This is a genomic window from Neobacillus sp. OS1-2, from assembly GCF_030915505.1.
Taxonomy (GTDB): Bacteria; Bacillota; Bacilli; order Bacillales; family Cytobacillaceae; genus Neobacillus.
In genome coordinates, this window is sequence record NZ_CP133265.1 from 2,922,324 (window position 1) to 2,944,554 (window position 22,231).

At 38.8% G+C, this 22,231-nt stretch carries 21 protein-coding genes; 18 read left to right on the forward strand and 3 right to left on the reverse strand.

Annotation, left to right across the window (positions count from 1 at the left end; all coding sequences use genetic code 11):
- Positions 1-58: 58 nt before the first annotated feature.
- The gene (locus RCG19_RS14385; RefSeq protein WP_308107705.1) at positions 59-1,714 is read right to left on the reverse strand and encodes a glutamine--tRNA ligase/YqeY domain fusion protein; all 1,656 of its coding nucleotides are present in this window, start codon (positions 1,712-1,714) and stop codon (positions 59-61) included.
- A 192-nt stretch (positions 1,715-1,906) separates the two neighbouring features.
- On the opposite strand from RCG19_RS14385, the gene RCG19_RS14390 reads away from it, so the two are divergent.
- The 10 genes from RCG19_RS14390 (at position 1,907) to kynB (ending at position 13,286) form a co-directional block, all read left to right on the forward strand.
- Positions 1,907-2,890, forward strand: coding sequence for a Gfo/Idh/MocA family protein (locus RCG19_RS14390; protein ID WP_374049616.1), 984 nt, complete (start codon positions 1,907-1,909; stop codon positions 2,888-2,890).
- A gap of 271 nt (positions 2,891-3,161) precedes the next feature.
- Positions 3,162-4,178, forward strand: coding sequence for a 4Fe-4S binding protein (locus RCG19_RS14395; protein WP_308107707.1), 1,017 nt, complete (start codon positions 3,162-3,164; stop codon positions 4,176-4,178).
- A 197-nt stretch (positions 4,179-4,375) separates the two neighbouring features.
- Positions 4,376-4,741 (forward strand): SCP2 sterol-binding domain-containing protein, encoded by a 366-nt coding sequence (locus RCG19_RS14400; protein ID WP_242637812.1) that lies wholly within the window; start codon positions 4,376-4,378, stop codon positions 4,739-4,741.
- A 335-nt stretch (positions 4,742-5,076) separates the two neighbouring features.
- Positions 5,077-6,756 (forward strand): ABC transporter substrate-binding protein, encoded by a 1,680-nt coding sequence (locus tag RCG19_RS14405; RefSeq protein ID WP_308111000.1) that lies wholly within the window; start codon positions 5,077-5,079, stop codon positions 6,754-6,756.
- Between the two features lie 58 nt (positions 6,757-6,814).
- Positions 6,815-7,771, forward strand: coding sequence for an ABC transporter permease (locus RCG19_RS14410; RefSeq protein WP_166240812.1), 957 nt, complete (start codon positions 6,815-6,817; stop codon positions 7,769-7,771).
- Positions 7,772-7,802: 31 nt separating this feature from the next.
- Positions 7,803-8,708, forward strand: a complete 906-nt coding sequence (gene opp4C, locus RCG19_RS14415) for an oligopeptide ABC transporter permease (protein ID WP_374049617.1) — start codon at positions 7,803-7,805, stop codon at positions 8,706-8,708.
- A gap of 9 nt (positions 8,709-8,717) precedes the next feature.
- Complete coding sequence (locus RCG19_RS14420; RefSeq protein ID WP_308107709.1) at positions 8,718-9,695, forward strand: ABC transporter ATP-binding protein; 978 nt, start codon at positions 8,718-8,720, stop codon at positions 9,693-9,695.
- Positions 9,695-10,660: an ABC transporter ATP-binding protein gene (locus tag RCG19_RS14425; protein WP_308107710.1), complete on the forward strand. Its 966-nt coding sequence runs from the start codon at positions 9,695-9,697 to the stop codon at positions 10,658-10,660. The genes RCG19_RS14420 and RCG19_RS14425 overlap by 1 nt, the downstream gene beginning before the upstream one ends.
- Before the next feature lie 114 nt (positions 10,661-10,774).
- Positions 10,775-12,541 carry a WG repeat-containing protein gene (locus tag RCG19_RS14430; RefSeq protein ID WP_308107711.1) on the forward strand — a complete coding sequence of 589 codons (1,767 nt, stop codon included), beginning with the start codon at positions 10,775-10,777 and terminating at the stop codon, positions 12,539-12,541.
- A 127-nt stretch (positions 12,542-12,668) separates the two neighbouring features.
- Entirely contained in the window at positions 12,669-13,286 is a 618-nt protein-coding gene (gene kynB, locus RCG19_RS14435; RefSeq protein ID WP_308107712.1) for an arylformamidase, read from the forward strand.
- A 9-nt stretch (positions 13,287-13,295) separates the two neighbouring features.
- Here the strand turns inward: kynB and RCG19_RS14440 are convergent, their stop codons facing one another.
- Positions 13,296-13,550 carry a hypothetical protein gene (locus tag RCG19_RS14440; RefSeq protein ID WP_308107713.1) on the reverse strand — a complete coding sequence of 85 codons (255 nt, stop codon included), beginning with the start codon at positions 13,548-13,550 and terminating at the stop codon, positions 13,296-13,298.
- Between the two features lie 260 nt (positions 13,551-13,810).
- Here RCG19_RS14440 and RCG19_RS14445 point away from each other — a divergent pair, with 260 nt between their 5' ends.
- Entirely contained in the window at positions 13,811-14,059 is a 249-nt protein-coding gene (locus RCG19_RS14445) for an amino acid decarboxylase (protein ID WP_166240824.1), read from the forward strand.
- On the opposite strand, the gene RCG19_RS14450 is transcribed toward RCG19_RS14445, so the two are convergent.
- Positions 14,056-14,760, reverse strand: coding sequence for a Crp/Fnr family transcriptional regulator (locus tag RCG19_RS14450; protein WP_166240826.1), 705 nt, complete (start codon positions 14,758-14,760; stop codon positions 14,056-14,058). The genes RCG19_RS14445 and RCG19_RS14450 overlap by 4 nt on opposite strands.
- Positions 14,761-14,919: 159 nt before the next feature.
- Between RCG19_RS14450 and RCG19_RS14455 the strand changes: the two genes are divergently transcribed.
- From RCG19_RS14455 to RCG19_RS14485, 7 genes are all read left to right on the forward strand, one after another.
- A complete protein-coding gene (locus RCG19_RS14455; protein WP_166240828.1) occupies positions 14,920-15,363 on the forward strand; it encodes a flavodoxin in 444 nt (147 codons plus the stop codon).
- A gap of 15 nt (positions 15,364-15,378) precedes the next feature.
- The gene (locus RCG19_RS14460) at positions 15,379-15,588 is read left to right on the forward strand and encodes a heavy-metal-associated domain-containing protein (protein ID WP_166240830.1); all 210 of its coding nucleotides are present in this window, start codon (positions 15,379-15,381) and stop codon (positions 15,586-15,588) included.
- 168 nt (positions 15,589-15,756) lie between these two features.
- The gene (locus RCG19_RS14465) at positions 15,757-16,800 is read left to right on the forward strand and encodes an ABC transporter substrate-binding protein (protein ID WP_308107714.1); all 1,044 of its coding nucleotides are present in this window, start codon (positions 15,757-15,759) and stop codon (positions 16,798-16,800) included.
- A gap of 100 nt (positions 16,801-16,900) precedes the next feature.
- Complete coding sequence (locus tag RCG19_RS14470) at positions 16,901-18,010, forward strand: ABC transporter ATP-binding protein (protein ID WP_308107715.1); 1,110 nt, start codon at positions 16,901-16,903, stop codon at positions 18,008-18,010.
- Positions 18,000-19,655, forward strand: coding sequence for an ABC transporter permease (locus RCG19_RS14475; RefSeq protein ID WP_308107716.1), 1,656 nt, complete (start codon positions 18,000-18,002; stop codon positions 19,653-19,655). The genes RCG19_RS14470 and RCG19_RS14475 overlap by 11 nt, the downstream gene beginning before the upstream one ends.
- A gap of 78 nt (positions 19,656-19,733) precedes the next feature.
- Positions 19,734-21,422: a cache domain-containing sensor histidine kinase gene (locus RCG19_RS14480; RefSeq protein WP_308107717.1), complete on the forward strand. Its 1,689-nt coding sequence runs from the start codon at positions 19,734-19,736 to the stop codon at positions 21,420-21,422.
- Positions 21,419-22,216 (forward strand): response regulator transcription factor, encoded by a 798-nt coding sequence (locus RCG19_RS14485; RefSeq protein ID WP_166240840.1) that lies wholly within the window; start codon positions 21,419-21,421, stop codon positions 22,214-22,216. Before RCG19_RS14480 ends, RCG19_RS14485 begins: the two co-directional genes overlap by 4 nt.
- Positions 22,217-22,231: the final 15 nt, after the last annotated feature.

Below are 22,231 nucleotides of genomic sequence, written 5' to 3' on the forward strand. Positions count from 1 at the left end.
GCCTGTCACCTTTTTTACGTTTACCATTGTGTATTCTTTATAAGATAAGACGCTTTTCTTATAATTTGAACGAGCTTTTCAATGAAACAATTCTGTTAAACACTAGTTTGTCTACGGTTGTGTCTTTTGGATCGACGTTAAAGTAGCCGTGTCTAAAGAATTGAAATTTCTCCTGTGGTCGGCTTTCTCGCATGTTTGGTTCAACAAAACCTTGCAATACCTCAAGTGAATGAGGATTTACGTTGTCAAGAAATGTTTTCCCCTCGTTATCAGCTTCTTCCGTTTCGTCTAAAATTAATGGTTCGTATAAACGGAATTCTGCCGGAACAGAGTGTGTTGCTTCCACCCAGTGAATCGTTCCTTTCACCTTTCTGCCAGTAAAGCCGGTACCACTCTTGGTTACCGGATCATATGTGCAGTGCAGCTCCACTACTTCCCCGTTTGCATCCTTAATGACGTCTTCACATTTAATGAAATAAGCATTCTTTAGGCGAACTTCATTACCAGGGAACAAACGGAAATATTTTTTAGGCGGATCTTCCATGAAATCATCTTTTTCAATATAAATCTCACGGGAAAATGGAATCTTGCGCATGCCCATTTCTGGATTTTCCGGATTAATTTCGGCATCAAGTAATTCAATTTGACCTTCTGGATAATTCGTGATGACCACCTTAAGTGGATTAATAACGCCCATTGTCCGCGGCGCCTTTAATTTTAAATCTTCGCGGACAAAGTGTTCAAGCATTTGTGAATCCACCGTGCTGTTGTTTTTCGTTACAGCGGTCTCGCTCACAAAGGCACGGATGGATTCAGGAGTAAATCCTTTTCTTCTCATCCCGGAAACGGTTGGCATCCGCGGGTCATCCCAGCCATCCACAAAGCCCTCATCCACTAATTGCTTCAACTTGCGTTTACTCATAACTGTATTGGACACGTTTAAACGGCCAAATTCGATTTGCTGCGGTCTGCTCTCCATTTCACATTGTTCGACAACCCAATTATAAAGTGGACGTTGATCTTCGAATTCAATCGTACAAATCGAATGTGTGACCCCCTCAATCGCGTCTTCAAGCGGGTGGGCAAATGCATACATCGGATAAATGCACCATTTATCACCGGTGTTATGATGTGAGGTATGGGATATACGATAAATAACCGGGTCACGCAAATTGATATTTGGGGAGCTCATATCAATTTTTGCTCTGAGAACTTTCTGACCGTTGTCAAATTCGCCAGCGCGCATTCGTTTAAATAAATCCAGATTTTCCTCAATGGTCCTGTCGCGGTAAGGGCTATTCTTCCCAGGCTCTGTCAGTGTACCGCGATATTCGCGAATTTCGTCAGCTGACAGGTCATCCACATATGCAAGTCCTTTTTCAATTAACAGAATGGCTCTGTTGTACATTTCCTCGAAATAATTGGAGGCAAATAATAAGTTATCCCATTCAAAACCAAGCCATTTTACATCTTCCTTAATGGAATTTACATACTCGATATCTTCCTTCGCAGGGTTCGTATCGTCAAACCGTAAATTGGTTTTACCGTTAAAGTCATCTGCTAATCCGAAGTTAAGGATAATCGATTTGGCATGTCCAATATGTAAATACCCATTTGGCTCTGGAGGAAAACGAGTGACAATCTCTCGGTGCTTACCTGATTCTAAATCTTTTATCATGATATCTTTAATGAAATTTCCTGTTTGATTTTCCACCCTTTTCAACCTCTTTCATCAAATCTCTATTATCTATAAATACCATAAAACCTGATATTTTTCCATTGTTCCCAACAATTCATCGGAAAAACAGCTTCAGCATGAAAAAAATTCTATGAAAAATTGGTCAGTGGCGGATAAATACGTTAAAATGGGTACTTAAAAGTATGATTAGAAAGAGGTTGTAAAATGATTAACTTTGCTACAGTTGGAACAGGGTGGATAACCGAATCTTTTATTCAGGCAGCTAGACTTAGCGAGCAGCTTCATTTAGTTAGTGTTTTTTCACGAACAGAGGAAAAAGGAAAAAAGCTTGCTGATCAATATAACGCCTCTAGTTATTATACAGATATAGAAGAAATGGCGAAGAGCAAGGAGTTTGAGGCAGTCTATATTGCCTCGCCTAATTCTGTTCATTTTGAACAAGCTCTAACCTTTTTGAGGAATAAAAAACATGTCATCTGTGAAAAGCCGATTTTTTCTACTACTGCTGAATTAGAAGAGGCTTACAAGACAGCAGAGGAGAATGGTGTTTATTTATTCGAAGCGATTCGCAATATCCATACACCTAATTTTAAGATTTTAAAGGAAAAGCTTCATGAAGCTGGGAAGCTGAGAAGTGCAATCCTTCCATATATCCAATATTCCTCACGCTATGATTTGTTTTTGCAAGGAGAGGAACCTAATATTTTCTCAGCAAAGTACTCGGGTGGTGCGCTTGCAGATTTGGGAGTCTATCCATTGTATTTAGCGGTCGGCTTGTTTGGGGAGCCTAATAAGGTTACCTATCATCCGGTGATTTTAAGGAGCGGTGTGGATGGCAGCGGTACGCTTGTTTTGGAATATGACGAATTCGTTTGTACGATTCTTTGCTCAAAGATCTCTCATTCCGCTCTGCCTTGTGAAATACATGGGGAGAAGGGAACGTTTGTCCTTGAAGATGCGGCGCCAATAACCGAGATTCAATTTATTGACAGCCATACAAAGGAAAGCCAAATTCTCAGTGTGGAACAAGAGGAACAAAATATGGTCTATGAAGGCATCAATATCGCTGAGATTATTGAATCGAAAAATGACGAGGAATATAAGCGGCTAAAACACTGGAGTGAAATTGTTTTACGAATTACAGAAGAGGCTAGAAAGCAAAATAACATCATTTTTGATGCAGAAAAGTAAAAAGGGTGCCAGTGGATATTTTATCCACTGGCATTTTCTATTATGATACCTTCTTCACTGATAGACGAGGAACGGCATACTTTTTCCTAAACTAAGGAGTAACGTAGAAACCTCTTACCCTACTGACTTACCAATAATAAAAAACTTTTTTGACAAATTTATGATGCCAATGTGACATCTTTATGAAATGAATTGTCCCATTGACTTATATCACATACCCTGTATATTTCGTTATTTATAGTGAAGGTAACGAAAGAATGGAGGAACGGTTATGAAGTCAAAAATTTGGTATCAGAAACAGTTGAAACGTAAGCCCGTGCAAATCACAAGATACACCGTTCAAGCACTGTTTCTATTGTTTTTACTATATGTCGGTCTGCAGTTTTATCAGTTTTATCAGCATTTTGAAACGCTGGGAAAAACACCTTTCGTTGAGAGGCCATCGGCAGTGGAGGGATTTTTGCCCATTAGTGCACTTGTTGCGCTGAAGGTTTGGCTGACGAGCGGCGACTTTGACGTGATTCACCCAGCAGGACTTGTGCTGCTTTCATTCTTTGTAGGAGCAGGGATTCTACTCCGGAAATCCTTCTGCAGCTGGATTTGCCCTGTTGGCACGGCAAATGAACTGATTGCCTGGCTTGGTAGAAAAATATTTAAAAAGAATTTTGACATGCCACAATGGCTGGTTTGGTTCTTAACACCGATCAAATATGTATTACTGCTATTCTTTATCGCTATGGTGATTCAAATGGATATCTTTAGCGCGAAAAGCTTTCTGGTAGATCCTTATAATAAGGTTTCCGATGTGAAAATGTTATTATTGTTCCTAAATATTGGCGGCTTTACGTTGAAATTTCTCATTGTCATCTTTATCCTATCGTTGTTTTTCAGAAATTTTTGGTGCCGGTTCCTTTGTCCGTACGGTGCGTTAATTGGTTTAGGCTCCATTTTTAGACTAACAAAAATAGTACGAAATGAAGATACCTGCACAAATTGCGAAATGTGCACAAAGGTTTGTCCACAGCGTTTGCAGGTTCATAAAGTTGAAAAGGTAACATCACTTAATTGCTCTGCTTGTATGTCATGTGTGGAAGCCTGCCCGGTTAAAGAAACCTTGAACATGAACGTTGCGGGTAGGAAAGTAAATAAATGGTTCGTCCCGGCGACCTTCTTCGTCCTGTTTTTTGTGGTGATCGGAATTGCCAAAATCACAGGCCACTGGGATACAATCATCTCCTATCAAGAATGGAAAGAATTGATTCCGGATGCACGCTATATTGGTCATTAAGAGGAACATTTCAATAAGCTGCCATATGAAGATTGCTTATATTCTGCCCCTTTAGATACCTAATTTTGTTGAAGTGTTGAAACTTTAAGAAAAAGTCAAAAAAGTTCAAAAATTATTCATTGGAAATTTTAGGTTTGTATTAGTATTATAGATTTATATGCAATACAAAGTTTTTCACTTGCGAGGGGGATGTTCAGATGGCAAAGGCAATTAACGAATATTCGTTACCAGACCTGATGGAAAGAATTGAAGAAATCTTTAATGCAAATCCCGCACCAATGAAGGGTTTTAACGGGGTTGTTCAATATGATGTTCATGGAGAGCAAACCGGTACATACCAGCACTATTTTCAAGATTGTAAACTAACCATTAAAGAAGGGGTCGAAACAACCCCGGATGTAACAATGGCTTTATCCTATGATAACTTCAAGAAATTTTTATTAGGAAAACAAAGCGGCGCTGTTGCACTGTTGACAGGGAAGGTTAAGGCAAAAGGGGATATCGCTAAGGGAATGAAAATAGAAACGATTCTTAAAAGATACAATATTAAGGAACCGTTGTAATTTATTTTTGCCATTATAATAGAATAATAATGTTCACTCAAAATAGCACAAGAAATAATTGTGCTATTTTTATTAGGCCTAAAGTAATAAGAGAAAGGATTATTACTAGTGCAATCTGATTATATATGAATATTTTTGTGAAATACTGATTGACAATTGTGTAAACTATGAGTAATCTTTAAATTGTATTTTAAACCAATCGGATTTATCGGCTTTGAAGTTTGAATACAGAACGATGAGAAGGATTGGATTTTTTTTGAAGTAAAACCAAGTAAACAGGGGTGAATAAGGTGAAAAAGAGTTTGACTAGCTTCATCAGCGTGATTGTCCTTTCTATGATTCTCTCTGCTTGTGCTTTAGATAGTTCAAGTCAAAAGGAATCACCGGTACCAGCCAAGAAGGGAAACACAGAAAGTGCAAGCGTAAAAAGCACTGAAGGAAAAGAGTATAAAGCAACAAACCTTGCAGCACTTCCGGAAAAGGCAAAAGCGAGGAAGGATTTGTTCATTGCAGGAATTTCCGCACCAGGAGGCGTTTTCTTGCCATATTTTTATGAAAATGGTTGGGATGGAAACGTAACAAACCCTATGTTTGCTCCATTAGTGAATCTAGATAAGGAAGGAAAGCCTGTCGGAATCCTTGCTGAAAAATGGGATGTCTCTGATGATCAGCTTACATATACATTCCACTTAAGAAAAGGCTTAAAATTTAGTGACGGCTCACCGCTAACAGCAGACGATGTTGCCTTTACCTTAACACTTCTATATGATCCAGCATATGCCGGATACCAAGATATTTCTCTTGCGGCGATTAAAGGCGGGAAAGAGTATAAAGAAGGTAAGGCACAATCGATTGAAGGGATTAAAGTCATCGATAAAGAGACAATTGAAATTACAACTGAAAAAGTGAACGCGAAGTCCCTGCTTCTATTAGGCGGTCAAGTATTATCTAAAGCCTATTATGGTAAAGACTATCAATATGGTAAACTCGATTATTTAAAAGAACTTTATCCAAAACCACTTGGTGCAGGTCCATACAAATTTGAAAAATATATTCCTGGCCAAGAAGTCCGTTATGTGGCCAATGAACATTACTACGCAGGTAAGCCAAAAACAAAAAATCTCATTTTCAAGGTTATAGATACCTCCACCTCCCTGCAATTGTTTGAAACAGGCGAGCTTGATTATGCCGGTTTCTCTGCAGATGATGATACCGTGGAACAGTTGAAAAGCTTAGGATTTGCCAATATCCAAGTCGGCCCGGTAAATGACTTTGGCTTTATTTATGTAAACAATACACGTCCGCAGTTCAAGGATAAAGAAGTACGACAAGCATTGATTTATGGATTGGATCGCCAAAAAATTGTGGATGTGAAATTTAAAGGCTACGGAGAGGTTGCCAACGTTCCTGTCTCTAAAGTTTCATGGGCATATGACGATGAAGGTATTAACAAATATGAATTTAATGCGGATAAAGCGAAAGAATTACTTGATAATGCAGGCTGGAAGGTCGGTAAGGATGGCATCCGCGAAAAAGATGGCAAGCCATTCGTGATTCGGTATTTAACGAGAACAGCTGAAGATCCAATTATCCCTATTGCCAAAGAAAACTATGAGGATATTGGGATTAAATTCGAACCAGAAATCATGGACTTTAATGCCTTGGTTGCTAAGTTAAACGAGAAAGATTATGATTTCGCCGCAGTTTCGACGTCACAAATCTTAGACCCAAGTGATCCTGTTGAAGAATTTGCATCAGCTAACCCAAATAATGCTGCAGGCTATTCTAATCCTAAGGTTGATGAGTTAATCCAAAAAGGATTAAATACGTTAGATATTGAAAAACGTAAAGGCATCTATCACGATTTATACAAAGAACTAAATGACAACCCTCCTGTAATTCTGATTCACTATCGCCAAAGCGCCAGAGCGATTAGTGGTCAAATTCAAGGTTTATATCCAGATAACTATACAGGCATCAGCGCTAGCTTGCCGAACATTTCGATTAAAAAGTAATCAATAAAGTGCCTAGCGCATGTTGCTAGGCACTTTATTCTGTAATGGGGGAGAAAAAATGAAACAGTACGTATTGCAGCGTTTTTTACAAATGATTGTCATCTTGTTCGGGACATCGTTTATCATTTTCTTCTTATTTGCGATGCTGCCGGGTGATTATATTGACTCAAATATTAATTTGACCCCGCAAAGGGCTCAAGAATTAAAAGCACTTTTTGGTTTAGATCAGCCGGTGTTGCAGAGGTACTTTACGTGGCTTGGAAATGCCTTACACGGTGATTTTGGTTACTCGCTCAAGCATCAGGAAAAGGTTTTATCCCTGTTAAATAAATATGTGTGGAATTCCTTTTTTGTTGCTATTTTTGCCTTAATCCTAACGTGGTCCATTGCCTTAGTGACGGGTGTCATTTCCGCCATTAAGCAATATTCCTTGTTTGATGGGCTAGTAACATTTTTTGTGTTTGCAGCGATGTCCTTTCCATCTTTTTTTATCAGCTTGCTATTTATTAAATGGTTCGGTGTCGATCTGCAAATCTTGCCAATTGGCGGAATGATTGATACGGGAAGTACCAGTACGGGGCTGACCTATCTTCTTGAAGTGGGCAAGCATATGATTCTACCTGTTCTCATCCTAACCTTACTTAGCATTGGATCGTTAACCCGCTATTTTCGCACTGGGATGCTTGAGGTGATTCGCCAGGACTATATACGAACCGCCCGAGCGAAGGGTTTAAAAGAGCGTGTGGTTATTTTTAAACATGCTTTAAAAAATGCCATTCTTCCAGCCATTACATTGCTTGCCTTTGAATTACCGGGGCTTTTTTCCGGTGCCATTATTATGGAACAAATCTTTAATTGGCCGGGTGTTGGAAGAATTCAGCTGGAATCAGTCAGCTTCCGCGATTATCCCGTATTGATGGCCTTTACGATGTTTTTATCCTGTTTAACCATTATTGGAAACTTTTTAGCGGATGTAACTTACGCTGCTGTTGATCCGAGAATTAGATTGAAATAGGGAGGGGTGCAAATTGGAACCACAAAGTTCGATTGTGACGAAACAAGTGACGAAGAAGAGCGTAAAATCACCTTCGTTATGGAAGCAAACGTATCGTCGCCTAAAAAAGAATAAATTAGCAATGATCAGTTTGTTTTTCCTGATATTTATGTTTTTACTGAGTTTTATTGGTCCGCATTTTTCACCGTACATTCAAGACAGAACGAGTATTGCTGATATGAATCAGCCGCCAAGCAGCTCGCACTTGCTTGGGACAGATAATTATGGGCGGGATGTGTTAACGAGATTAATGATGGCCGGACAAATCTCGTTAACCATCGGGATTGCTTCCATGTTTTTATCGGTGATGATTGGTTCATTGCTGGGGGCGATTTCGGGCTTTTATCGCGGCGTCGTCGATATGGTTATCATGCGGATCGCCGACATTCTTATGTCGATTCCAGGCTTACCGCTTCTATTGATTTTGGCAGCCATTCTATCAGAGTGGAAAGTTCCGGCTGAATACCGGCTTTATATTATTATGATTATGCTTAGCTTTGTTGGATGGCCAGGTCTTGCACGCCTAGTGCGAGGACAAATTTTATCATTGAAGGAACAGCCTTTTATGCAGGCAACGGAGGTACTGGGGTTAAGGGACCGCCGGAAAATAATCCACCATCTTATTCCGAATACCATCCCACTTCTTTTGGTTGTGGCGACCTTAAATGTAGCCGGTTCGATTTTAAGCGAGTCCGCATTAAGCTTTCTTGGACTTGGGGTCGTTCCGCCCACACCGTCATGGGGGAATATGATGAATGCAGCCAATAACTTTATGGATTTTAGGAAACGTCCATGGCTTTGGATTCCACCGGGAACCACTATTTTTCTAACTGTCGTTTCTATCAATTTACTGGGGGACGGACTAAGAGATGCACTTGATCCGAAAATGAGAAGGTAGGGATATCATATGAATAAGACGCTGCTTCAAGTAGATCACCTGCAAACAAACTTTTACACAGAAAACGGCGTCGTGAAGGCAGTGAATGACGTTAGTTTTGCTATTCGTGAAGGAGAAACCGTGTGTATCGTTGGAGAGTCAGGATGCGGCAAAAGTATTACCGCATTGTCATTAATGCAGCTAATACCGGAAAACGGCAAGGTGGAAAGCGGAGAAATTAATTTTGCCGGAAAAAACCTGCTCCACTTATCAAAAAAGGATGTGCGCCGTTTAAGAGGGAATGAGATTGGCATGATCTTTCAGGAACCGATGACATCTTTAAATCCCGTTTTCACGATTGGTGAACAAATGATTGAACCAATCCAGGAACATTTATTGTTAAGTAAAAAGGATGCCTATAATAAGGCAATGGAACTGATTACAATGCTCGGAATCCCGAATGCTGAAAAGGTCGTCAATCTTTATCCTCATGAATTAAGCGGCGGGATGCTGCAACGGATTATGATTGCTATCGCCATTAGCTGTAATCCGAAGCTTATCATTGCGGATGAACCAACGACCGCTCTTGACGTAACCATCCAAGCACAAATATTAGACTTATTACGGGAGATAAAAAAGGAATTTAATACATCTATTTTGTTAATTACCCATGATCTTGGCGTTGTGGCAGAAATGGCTGATTATGTGGTGGTCATGTATGCGGGAAAAGTAGTGGAAGAGGGACCGGTTTTGGAGCTATTTAAGAACCCGCAGCATCCTTATACAAAAGGATTGTTGAAGGCAAAACCAGTGATTGGTGAACGGAAAGATCGTCTATATACCATTGCCGGCCAGGTTCCGAATTTAGTTAATCTGCAGGAATCCTGCTATTTTGCAGATCGCTGTGAGCATGCAATGGATATTTGCAGGATAAAGCAGCCGGCATTACATGAAATTTCGGGCGGGCAAAAAGCTGCGTGCTGGCTCTATGAGGACGGTGCAGAATAATGGGCGAAGCATTATTAGAGGTTCATAATCTAAAAAAATACTATTCTGCTTCAAAAGGTATGTTTAAAAAATTCGGAGATCCGTTGAAGGCTGTTGATGGGGTTAGTTTTTCAATTGCCAAAGGCGAAGTGTTTGGGCTTGTTGGTGAATCTGGAAGTGGGAAATCGACGATTGGTAAAACCATTTTACGCCTCCATGAGAAGACAGAAGGAGAGGTAAAGTTTAAGGGGAAAGATATTTTTTCATTATCCAAAAAGGAGCTCCGCAATCTTCGTGTGCAAACACAGCTTGTATTTCAAGATCCGTTTAGTTCGTTAAATCCAAGGCTCCGAGTGGGGGACGCAATTGGCGAGGCCATGGTCGAGCACGGTCTTGTTTCAAAACAGGAGGTACGCGAGCGAGTGTTAGAGGTAATGGAAAAGTGCGGATTAGCTCCGTTTCATATTGATCGATATCCACATGAATTTTCCGGCGGACAGCGGCAGCGTATCGTTATTGCTAGAGCGATGGCGCTAAATCCTGAGTTTATTGTTATGGATGAACCAGTCGCATCACTTGATGTATCCATTCAAGCGCAAATAATAAATCTATTCAGTGACCTCCAGAGGGAAAATGGATTATCCTATCTGTTTATTTCCCATGATTTAAGTGTTGTGGAACACCTTTGTACGAAAATTGCCATTATGTATTTGGGGAATATTGTAGAATTGGCTTCTAAAGAAGAGTTATTTGATCATCCACTTCATCCTTATACAAAAGCACTCTTATCGGCTGTGCCCATTCCAGACCCCATGGCCAAGAGAGAGCGGATTATTTTAAAAGGGGATATTCCAAGCCCTATAAATCCGCCCTCAGGCTGTAAGTTTCGGACCAGATGTCCGATAGCGACTGACCTTTGTGCACAACAGGTGCCGGATTATCGCGACACAGGAAGCGGCCATTTTGTTGCCTGTCATTATGTATAATTTAATTTGGAAAAAAGGGGGCAATATACAGAATTTGTATTGCCTCTTTTTTTCTAAATCACACAGCCCACTCTATTTCATATAAATATAGAAAAAGTAAAATGGGTGAATGTAATGGCCGAACATGATGGCGATTGGATCTCGTGGATCTTGGATGCTTTTGAAACAAGAGCGGTTTATCTTTTCCCTGCTCCAGTGAAAGAAATCGGCGGCACGAAATGGGGATATATTGATGAGAAAGGGAAATTTGTTCTCCAGCCGATATATGATAATGCCAAGGATTTTCAGGATAATGGTTTGGCGAATGTTGAGATGATGGATAAATCAGGCCTCATCGATGATAACGGGTATTTTATTGTGAAACCGAAATACGATACGATACAACCGTTTTCAGAAGGAAGGGCAGTCGTCAACGATCAGCAGGGGAATAAAGTTATTGACGGAAGTGGTAAGGAAATAACCGAAAGGGCCTATTCTGTCGCATACCCAGAGTATAAAGGTGGACGTTTATTAGTTGGGGTGACAGATTCGGATGAACAGTACTTGCATGGATTTTTGAATAAGAGAGGCAAAGTGGTTATTCCCCTTATCTATCCATCTGCCAGTGATTTTTCAGAGGGGAAAGCGGTTGTAAAAACAAAGAGCGGCCTCTACGAACTAATTGATCTTACCGGAAAGGTATTACAATCCTATCCGTTTGCGTTTGTTGATCAATATGGCCAAGGTCTTCTTGTATATAAAAAGAGGGAGGATGGAAAATTAGGGTATATCGATGAACAGGGGAAAACAGTCTTGGAGCCTCAGTTTTCAAGTGCAGAAGCATTTATCGACGACCGCGCTATTGTTGGTTTGACTGTAAAAAATAATCAATATTATGGCGTAATAGATAGAGAAGGAAATTTTTTAATTAAACCAAATTATACCAGTATTATGGATCTTGGCGAAAATCGGTTTGCAATTGGGAAAGAACTGGCACCAGAGCAGCCATGCTTAAGATCAATTTACGCGTTAGCAGATTCAGATGGCCGGATTCTAACAGGGTTTATTTTTCATGACATGAATCCATTTTCCGATGGGGTGGCTTCTGTTTCTGATGACCAGCATACGTTTTTTATTGATAAGAATGGGAAGAGGAAGGTACATCTTCCAATGGTCAGTGGCAGCGGCTGGCTAAGCTTTGACAAGACACTAATCAAGAGTGAAGTTGATAATCGCTTGGTGTATTTTAATCGAAATAGTGGTGTGGTCTGGAAGCAGGCGACCATTATCCCGCTAAATAATCAGTATTCAGTAATCGAACATAAATACAGACCGAATAGGGAATATGTTGTTTATTACCCACAGGTACAAGGAATGGAAAATCCGGCTATGGTTATGGTGAATAAGTCTTTAAAAGAGCTTGCGGGTGTAAAACCCGTGCCTGCCGGGAAGCAGCTGGAATCCAATTATACTGGTGACTTTGAGGTAACCTTCTACAAGAAGAACTTGCTTGTGATGGAGATAAATGGGTACGATTACATGTTTTGTGCTGCTCATGGGATGCCTGTTAAAAAGTATGTTCATATTAATCTTAAGAATGGTTCGATGTATCAGTTGAAAGACTTGTTTAAACTTGGGAGCCCTTATGTGAAAGTAATAAGTGATATGATTATGGATCAAATTAAAAATAATGAACAATATTCTTCTTATCTTTCTCCTGATGATTACCATGGAATGAAGGAGGATCAGCCGTTTTTTATTCGTGAGGATGCCCTAAATATTTACTTTAAGCATTATGAAATTGCCTCCTTTGCTGCGGGATCTCCAACCTTTACAATCCCCTTCGATGAACTGAAAGATATGATTAATCAAGACGGCGAGTTTTGGAAGTCGTTTCAGTAAAAAGGCAGGAGTTCGGCCCCCTGCCTTTTTACTATGAAATTATTGGCTTCGAAATAGCTGGAAAGGGGTTGGGGTATTGTGAAATAATGGGGAAAACACGATATGATTGAATTAGGGGTGAAATGGGATGAAGATTTATGATGTTTCAAGAAAACTTGAGAATGGTATGCCTGTATGGCCCGGCGATACTGCGTTTCAATATGTGGTCTCGTGGCCAATGGAAGAAAGCGGCTCAGTCAATGTAGGTAGTCTTCAATTAAGCGCGCACACGGGAACGCATGTTGATGCTCCTTTTCATTTTGATAACAATGGAAAACGAATCATTGAACTTGATCTCAATCTTTACATCGGGCCAGCGAAAGTCATAGATATGGGTGGCAAGGAAAGTATTGGCGAAGCTGATTTGCGGGGGGTTAACCTTGATGGATGTAAGAGGGTGTTATTTCGAACACTTGCGTGGGAAAATCCAAGTGAATTCCCCGAGAAAATTCCTCATATTAAACCGGATTTAGCGCCTTATTTAGCAAGTATTGGGGTTAAGCTTATCGGCTTGGATGTACCGTCTGTGGATCCAATTGACAGCAAGGAGCTGCCTGCACACCATAGTTTGAATGAAAACGGAATTCACATATTGGAATCCCTTATGCTCGACGAAATCGAACCAGGTGACTACGAACTAATCGCCCTGCCGCTGCCACTCGTCGAAGGAGACGGCAGCCCCGTCCGCGCAATCCTACGACGATAGTAGATCCGGTTAGGCATGTTTTCGTCTGTATATGAACCAGTAGCTTCCGAGGCCAATGATGAATAAGAGACCGACGGATACTGGGACAACATAGTCTTTAAATGAGGGTTCTATGGTAGTAGTCTTTTTCGTTCGCACGTTGGCATGATCTGTCCGTACGTTCTCGTTTATTGAAGTAGATTCTTCCGAATGCGAATTGGCAAATACATTGGTTCCAAATAGAAAAAACAACAGCGAAGCGATAACAGCAATTTTGCTAAACATTATTCTCAACTCCGTTATATTGTTATCTTGTTGTTGTTCATTCTACCATCATTCACACCCGGTTATATCGAATACCCAGGAATGTTCACAAACCTTTCGAAATTACAAATATATCAATTTTTGCCCAAATCCAGTATTTCCAAAGCTTTCTAAGCTTTTTCTTAAACTTCTCTCCAATTGAACATTGATTTATATCAATTCCTTAGGAAAAAAAAGATGGTAAACTAAGGCATAAACCATTTCGAAGGGGAGTGTTAGTTATGTTTGAAATAATTGATAAAAAAGCAGTCATGGATATCCGGGAACGTGTTGCAAAGGGGGAACATCCACGACGGGAAATTTTAAACTTTATTAAAGCGGCACCAGTAGGTACTATTTTTGAAATTCATTTACCACATCGCGGTGAGCCGTTAATCGCCAATTTACAATCTTTTGGAATGAACGTGATTGTCAATGAAATCGAACCGATGCATTTTCGCCTAATGGCAGTAAAATTGGATGAGTTTTAGTCCATTTCGGCCATACTTTTAAGTTGGTCCAACTCTAGAATTTGTATTTGTCTGCGTCCGTCCATGGCGATTAGCTTTTGGGACATAAATGCTAATAGCTTTCTACTTATTGATTCTGGAGTTGTCCCGATATACCCCGCTAAATCTTTTTTCGTTATTGGTAATGTAAAGGTACCATTAAAGGCATTCAATTTATCATGAAAAAGGATGAGTGCCCGCGCAAGCCGCTGTTCGACCTCCATCAAACTTAAGAAGCCAACCGATTCATCTGCTTCATATAAACGATCATTAACAGCCAGTAAAAACCGGTAGGATAATTCTGCATTCTTCTCCATCGTCCTAAGGAAATCCCCTTTTTCAATGGAACAAATGACAGTGGGACTCCCAATAACCTCAGCATTTGCATAATGTTTTTCATTTCGAAGTAATGAAAATAACCCGAAGAAATCCCCAGGAAACAACAAACGGACAATTTGTTCTTTTCCTTCAGCCGACATTTTCGTTAGCTTTATCAGGCCTTCATTCACAACAAAAAGTGTTTCGGAACGCTCCCCCTCTTGAAAAATGAATTCACCCTTTAAAAAGTGACGGCTCCTTGTGACATTTTGTAATAGCTGAAGATCCTCTTTTTTCATCCCTTTAAAAACGGGCACAGATGTGATACATGAAGATCCATGCGAGCAACAGTGATCACAGTTCATCCTTCACCACTCCTTCTAAACATCCTTATAGCTTAATAATATCTGCTTCACAAAAATAATGAAGTGATTTGCATCAATTTATTATATTTCTTGATACAGGTCAATGTTAATGAGAATGATTTTCATTAATATGAAAGAAAAACATGAGGTGATTCCACCATGAATGCAACCTGTTTAATTGTTTATGCAAGTATGACAGGGAATACAGAAGAAATAGCCAATCTTATTGCATCAGGCATTCAAGAGGCAGGGGGTACTGTCTCGATAAAGGATATCTTAGAAGTAGATGTTCCAGACCTTCAAGAATATGATGGGATATTATTGGGAGCCTATACGTGGGGAGACGGTGATCTTCCGGATGAGTTTCTCGACTTTTATGATGAAATGGATCAATTGAATTTATCAGGGAAAAGGGCAGCTGCATTTGGTTCCTGCGACTCTTCCTATGAGCATCGTGGGGGAGCGGTTGATATTCTCACGGAAAAACTGGCAGAACTGGGTGCCGAGCTTGTGCACGAAGGTTTAAAAATTGACCTTTCTCCAACCACTGCGGAAAAAGAAGAATGTATGAAGTTTGGTCAATCCTTTGTAGAAAAATTTTGAGAGGATGTGGGGATTATGAGTATGATTGAAATCCCATTAAATGATGTGGCCTGCACCGGTTGTATCGGGAAGATAAAAAGACAGATGCAACGAACAAATGGAATAGAAAAAGTAGAAATTGTATCTGGAACCGGTAAAATCCAAATTAACTTTAATGAAAGCATCATTCAATCGGAGGAAATTAACCGTAACCTAAATAAGATTATACTGCGAACATTTGATTAAAGGGCTGCCTAAAAAGGCAGTTTTTTTTATTTGGAATATTTCCCCTAGTTCATTTTTTCGGATATTTATGTCACTTTTTTGGATTGTTGATTATTATGAAAGCGTTTAATATTTGATGTAGCAGGAACGAAAGTGGTTTTTATAAAAATAAAAATGGGGGAATGAGTAATGAAGAAAGGGAAATTGTTGTCCGCAGCATTAGTGGCTGTACTTGGAATTTCGGGAATCTTAACAGGTTGTTCATCAGATGAAAAAACAACAAAGACTGAGACCAGTGTAAGTAAGGAACTAGTAGTTTATTCACCAAATCCAATTGAGTTTAATGAGCCTTTGGTAAAAGAATTTGAAGATGAAACAGGAATTAAGGTGGAAGTTATTTCTGCGGGTGCAGGGGAGCTTTTGAAACGAATTGAATCGGAAGGGGATAATCCTTTAGGGGATGTCATGTGGGGAGGATCTTTATCATCGTTAGATCCATTCAAAGATCATTTTGCTAAATATCAATCCAAAAATGAAGACAAGGTTATTGATGACTATAAAAATGATGATGGCTTTATCACACGATTCTCACTCGTTCCAAGTGTCATTATGGTCAATAAAAACCTTGCGGGTGAATTAAATATTAGTGGATATGAGGATTTATTGAATAAGCAATTGAAAGGGAAGATTGCGTTTGCAGACCCAGCAAAATCATCTTCTTCATTCGAACAAGTTATTAACGAATTATATGCGATGGGCAATGGTGATCCTGAAAAAGGATGGGATTATGTAGGAAAATTAATTGGGAATCTTGATCACAAATTATTGAGTGGATCCTCTGCAGTCTACAAAGGTGTAGCAGATGGTGAATACTCTGTTGGGCTTACATTTGAAGAGCCAGTTGTGAATTATATGAATGATGGCGCCCCAGTACAGATAGTCTATCCAAAAGAAGGAACAATTGTGAAGCCTGATGGTGCCGCGATTATTAAAGGTGCAAAAAATCTGGAAAATGCCAAGAAATTCATTGATTTTATTACCAACGAAGAGTCACAAACAATGGTGGCAAATGAGCTAAATCGCCGTCCTGTTCTTTCTACAGTGAAAATCAAGAAGGATATCGGAATGAAGCCGCTTACGGAAATCAAATTAATTAGTGACGATCAAGCATGGTCAAACAAAAATAAAGAAACCATTCTAGATAAATTTAAGGATATTTTTACAAGTAATTAAGAATTGAAATCAAACATGAAAGAGTATGAGTAGTCAGTGGCTCATACTCTTTTAAAATAATCCAAACATCGTAGATTCATGAAAAAGGAGGTTGTTCAAATTGAGCACATCAATCACATTTGAGCAGGTACGGAAGGACTATGAAAAAAATACGGTAATTCCTGATTTAAATTTAAAAATAAAACCAGGTGAACTCTTCACATTATTAGGCCCATCAGGCTGCGGGAAAACCACGCTTCTAAGGATGATTGCAGGTTTCCACAGTATTGACGGAGGGACGATCTCATTCGATCAGCAAGTAATTAACGATATTCCAGCCCATAAACGGAATATTGGGATGGTTTTTCAAAACTATGCAATTTTTCCCCATATGAATGTATACAACAATGTTAAATACGGTTTGAAAAACCGGAAGATCAATAAAGAAGAAATGATCAAACGGCTTGACGAAATTATTGAAACGGTCAAAATCACAGACTATAAAGATCGCCTTCCTAATCGCTTGTCTGGTGGGCAGCAGCAGCGTGTTGCTTTGGCAAGAGCTATTGTTATTCATCCAAAAGTTCTTCTGATGGATGAACCATTATCGAACCTGGACGCAAAGCTTAGAATTGACATGCGCCGTGCCATAAGTGAAATTCAAAAGGAAATTGATATCACGACAGTGTATGTTACTCATGATCAGGAAGAGGCATTAGCCATTTCGGATCGAATTGCTGTCATGAAAGACGGGATCATCCAGCAGGTCGGGTATCCAGATACCATTTATTTACGGCCTATTAATGCATTTGTTGCAACCTTTATCGGCCATTCCAATTTATTCCCAGGGATCATTGAACAGGCTAATGGAGTGAGTTTTCTTCGGATGACAAAAGATTATCAGATTGAAATAAAAAATATAACATCAGAAGTTCGTGCTAATGACAAAGTAATGGTCGCAATTCGACCGGAAGAGTTTACGCTATCTGAACGTCAGTCTGGGATCAGAGCAAGAGTTAAACATCGGAATTTCTTAGGCAAATATATAAATTATGAGCTCGTTTTGGATGATGGACAAAGTATCGAGTTTACACAGGATACCAATCAAAAGGATCGGTTCATTCAGTTAGATGATGTAGTTTACTTAGAAGTTATCGCAGAAAAAATTAATATATTCACTGCAGATGGTGAGGAAAGTCTCATTTCGGGAGTGACCCGTTATGTGGAATAAATGGACTAGAAAACTAGACTTTTGGAATTCCGTGACATTGCTTGTATTTTTATTTTTTGCTGTGTTTTTAATTTATCCGCTTGGAGCGTTGTTACTAGGAAGTTTCCAAGGAAACGATGGCTCATTTACATTTGAACATTTTCAAACCTTTTTTGAGAAAAAATATTATTATCAATCATTGCTCCATAGTTTCGCAGTCACCATATGCGTGACAATCCTGGCTATCGCTTTGGGGGTGCCTCTTGCCTATTTAATGTCGACGCTGAGAATTCGCGGCAAGGGACTTATCGAAATATTAATTATTATTTCTGTATTGTCGCCGCCATTTATTGGAGCCTATTCATGGATTCTTTTATTAGGCCGAAGCGGTGTCATTTCAAGATTTTTTCTGGAGCATTTTAATGTAACGATCCCTAGTATCTACGGGTTTGGTGGGATTCTATTGGTTTTTACCTTAAAGTTGTTCCCGTACATCTATTTATATGTTTCTGGAGCTCTTAAAAAAATGGATTCCTCTTTAAGTGAAGCGGCTGAAAGCTTAGGAGTGACAGGAATTAGAAAGGTTACAACGCTAATCTTGCCGCTGATTCTGCCAACAGTTTTAGCAGGCGCCATGCTGGTTTTTATGAATTCCCTTGCTGACTTTGGGACTCCAATGCTAATTGGAGAAGGTTATTCGACCATGCCTGTGCTAATCTACTCAGAATTTATTAGTGAGGTAGGCGGTGATGCACACTTTGCCGCGGCTCTTGCAACTATAATGATTTTTATTACAACCTTTATATTTATTGGTCAAAAATATTTTATCAATAAGAAATCATTCGAAATGAGTTCGCTTCGCCCTATTCAACCTGAGAAAGCAAAAGGAATGAAAAACCTTTTTGCCCATTTGTTTATTTATGTTATTGTGGGATTAGCCATCATTCCACAAGTCATGGTTATCTATACGTCATTCTTAAAAACCAGAGGTGCCATGTTTATTGACGGTTATACATTGGAAAGTTACCGCAGAGTAATCGAACGTATGGGTGATTCCATTTTAAATACGTATATCTACGGAATCATTGCGTTAGCAGTTATCATATTATTGGGGATGCTCATTTCGTATGCATCTGTAAGAAGAAAAAACTTCTTAACCTCTTTTATTGATACGATTGCCATGTTCCCTTATATAGTTCCAGGCTCAGTATTGGGGATTACGTTGCTACTTGCCTTTAACAAATCGCCGTTACTATTAAGTGGAACGGCAGCTATTTTAATTGTTTCCTTTATTATTCGCCGGCTTCCATATACGATGCGATCAAGTGCTGCCATTATTTATCAGTTGAGTCCCAGTATGGAAGAAGCATCAATTAGCTTAGGTTATTCTCCCATGAGGACGTTTATTAATATTACTGCTAGGTTAATGATGCCAGGTGTTTTAGCTGGTGCTCTATTAAGTTGGATTACGGTCATCAATGAACTTAGTTCGTCGATTATTTTATTTACTGGAAAGACTAGAACCATGTCTGTTGCAATCTATTCGGAGGTCATTAGGGCAAGCTATGGTACTGCCGCAGCACTTTCCACAATTCTCACAGTCACTACGGTAATCTCACTTTTGATTTTCTTCAAAGCAACAGGTTCGAAAGAAGTAAACCTATAAATTTGATAGGGAAGGCAACTCCGCGATTGAGTTGTCTTTTCGGCATAACTTGTACGACGCAAGGAAAAGGGGATTGATGTGGAATCTACTAACAAGGTTTCCAGTTTATATCGGAAGGAACTGAAACGTTCCTTAATCAGTTTTGGGATTGTTCCCGTCGCGATTATCGTCTTTATTTTTTATAATCTATTCTTTTTCATTAGCTATCATATTCTAAAAGAAAATACCCGAAATGAAGGGGAAATGGTCGCAAATGAAATCATTGTGAAATTTTCACAGATATCTGCTCAAAGTAAGCAATTAGCGAAAGAGATAAATATTAATCGAATGGAAACCTACAGCACGTATCGCACCAAAATGTATGAACGTCTATACAGTGCAGTGAATGAGCAAAAGCTAAATAGCTTGTTTTCTGTGATTGACGCAGATGGAAATGTAATCGCTACAAATTGGATAGAAGATCCTGTTGATAATCATAAAAATGCTGTTTGGTATTTAAATAAGCGGTTGAAAAATAATCGTAACGATCAAAGTCTTATGTACCCGAATCGCCAAAATCTTAAAACAGATAGAATCTTCTATAACATCGCAAATCCGATTTACAATGAACAGGGCAATGTTTCAGGCTATATTATTTTCAATTTATTAGAAAATAAATTCCGCCAGCTAATGAACAATGTCCACTATACCGACATCATAATCACTGACCAATATGATAATAGTATCTTAACATCAAATGAAATGTTACTAACACAGTCAGGAAAACTTAAGGCTCTAAATAATAGTAGCTATATCACGAAACAACTTTCAATTCTTAATGCCAACATTAATGTTCATTCCATCTTGTATATTGGCTTATTTAAGCGTATCTATAAAATTGGGCTTGTAACATTACTGATTGTCTTCCTATCCATCACAATCGGGACCATTCTATTTGCAAACCAGGCAACGCGGAAAAAGATGAAATCAATCGATATTCTGCTAAAAATGATTACAAAGGCGAAAAAGGGAGATTTTAACCAAAAGGTGAACTTTGCTAAAGAGGATGAGTTCCAAGTCATTGGTGAGTATGTCGAACAGCTTTTGCAAGATATTCAACGATTATTAAAGGAAAACAAAGAATCAATTGAACGAAATGCTCAATCTGAGATCAAGCAGCTTGAAATGCAAATAGATCCTCACTTTTTATTTAATACATTAGAAAATATCAAATATATGATTAAAATTGATTCTAATAAAGCAGAACGGTTAATTATTATTCTCTCCAATTTATTAAGATACAGTGTGAGTAATCGCATGCAATATAATAGTATTCAAAAGGATACGAATTATTTGAAGGATTATTTAACCTTACAGAAGATTCGGTTTGGCGACGCCTTAGACTATAACATAGATGTTCAGGCAGGAACTGAAAACTATTTTCTTCCTAAATTGATTGTGCAGCCGTTAGTGGAAAATGCAATCAAATATGGATTTCAGACCAAGACCAATTTAAAAATAGAGATCATCATTAAAAACACAAAGAAAAATGTATATTTGGTGATTCGCGATAATGGAGAGGGGATCGAAAAGAATAGATTAATTGAATTAAAGAAGTCATTGATTCTCGGTGAGAATGACACTAACCATATTGGCATTTATAACGTAAATCGCAGGATTCAATTGCTATATGGGAAGAGCTACGGGTTAAGAATTTACAGCGAAGAGAAAAAAGGAACATTCGTTTTGGTGAAAATCCCAATTATAAAGGAGGAAGAGTCAGAATGATTCAAGCCATTATAGTTGAAGATGAACAAATTATTCGCAGAGGAATGATTTATACCCTGGATTGGAAAGAAATGCAAACGGAGATTATTGGCGAAGCTTCAAATGGGCAAGAGGGTCTACAGAAGATTATTGATCTTAAACCAGATTTAGTCATAACGGATATTAAAATGCCGATATTAAATGGGATTGATATGATAGAACAAGCTTCTAAATTTCATGATTTTGAAAAGGTTATTCTCTCCAGTTATAGTGATTTTGAATATACAAAAAAGAGTATTCAACTTCAAGTTTTCGATTATTTACTTAAACCGATAGATAGAGAAGTATTAAGAATAATGATGGATTTGCTAAATAAGAAAATAGTAGAGAAGAAGAAACATAAATTAATTCAACAAAAGGTAGATTTCTCCTTTATGAAGGCTGTGTTTTTTCCTGAAGAGATAGAAACGTCGGCTTATTGTGATTATACCCAAAAAGTAATAAATTGTATAAATGAACGGTATGCAGAGAAAATAAATTTGGAAGATGTAGCCCAAGATCTGGCCGTAAGTCCAAGTTATTTAAGCAGAGTTTTTAAGAAGGACACAAAGGGAACTTTTCATCATTACTTAAATCAACAACGGATAAAAGCATCGGTACCCTTACTTCTCACAAAGAAATACATGATTTACGAAATTGCAGAAATGGTAGGATTCAGTGATTATAAACAATTTAATGCAGTATTTAAAAAACACATGGGTTATTCGCCGAGTGAATTTATCCAGGGGGTTAGCCATCCACTCAGTGGAATTTAATTTATCAGAACTGCT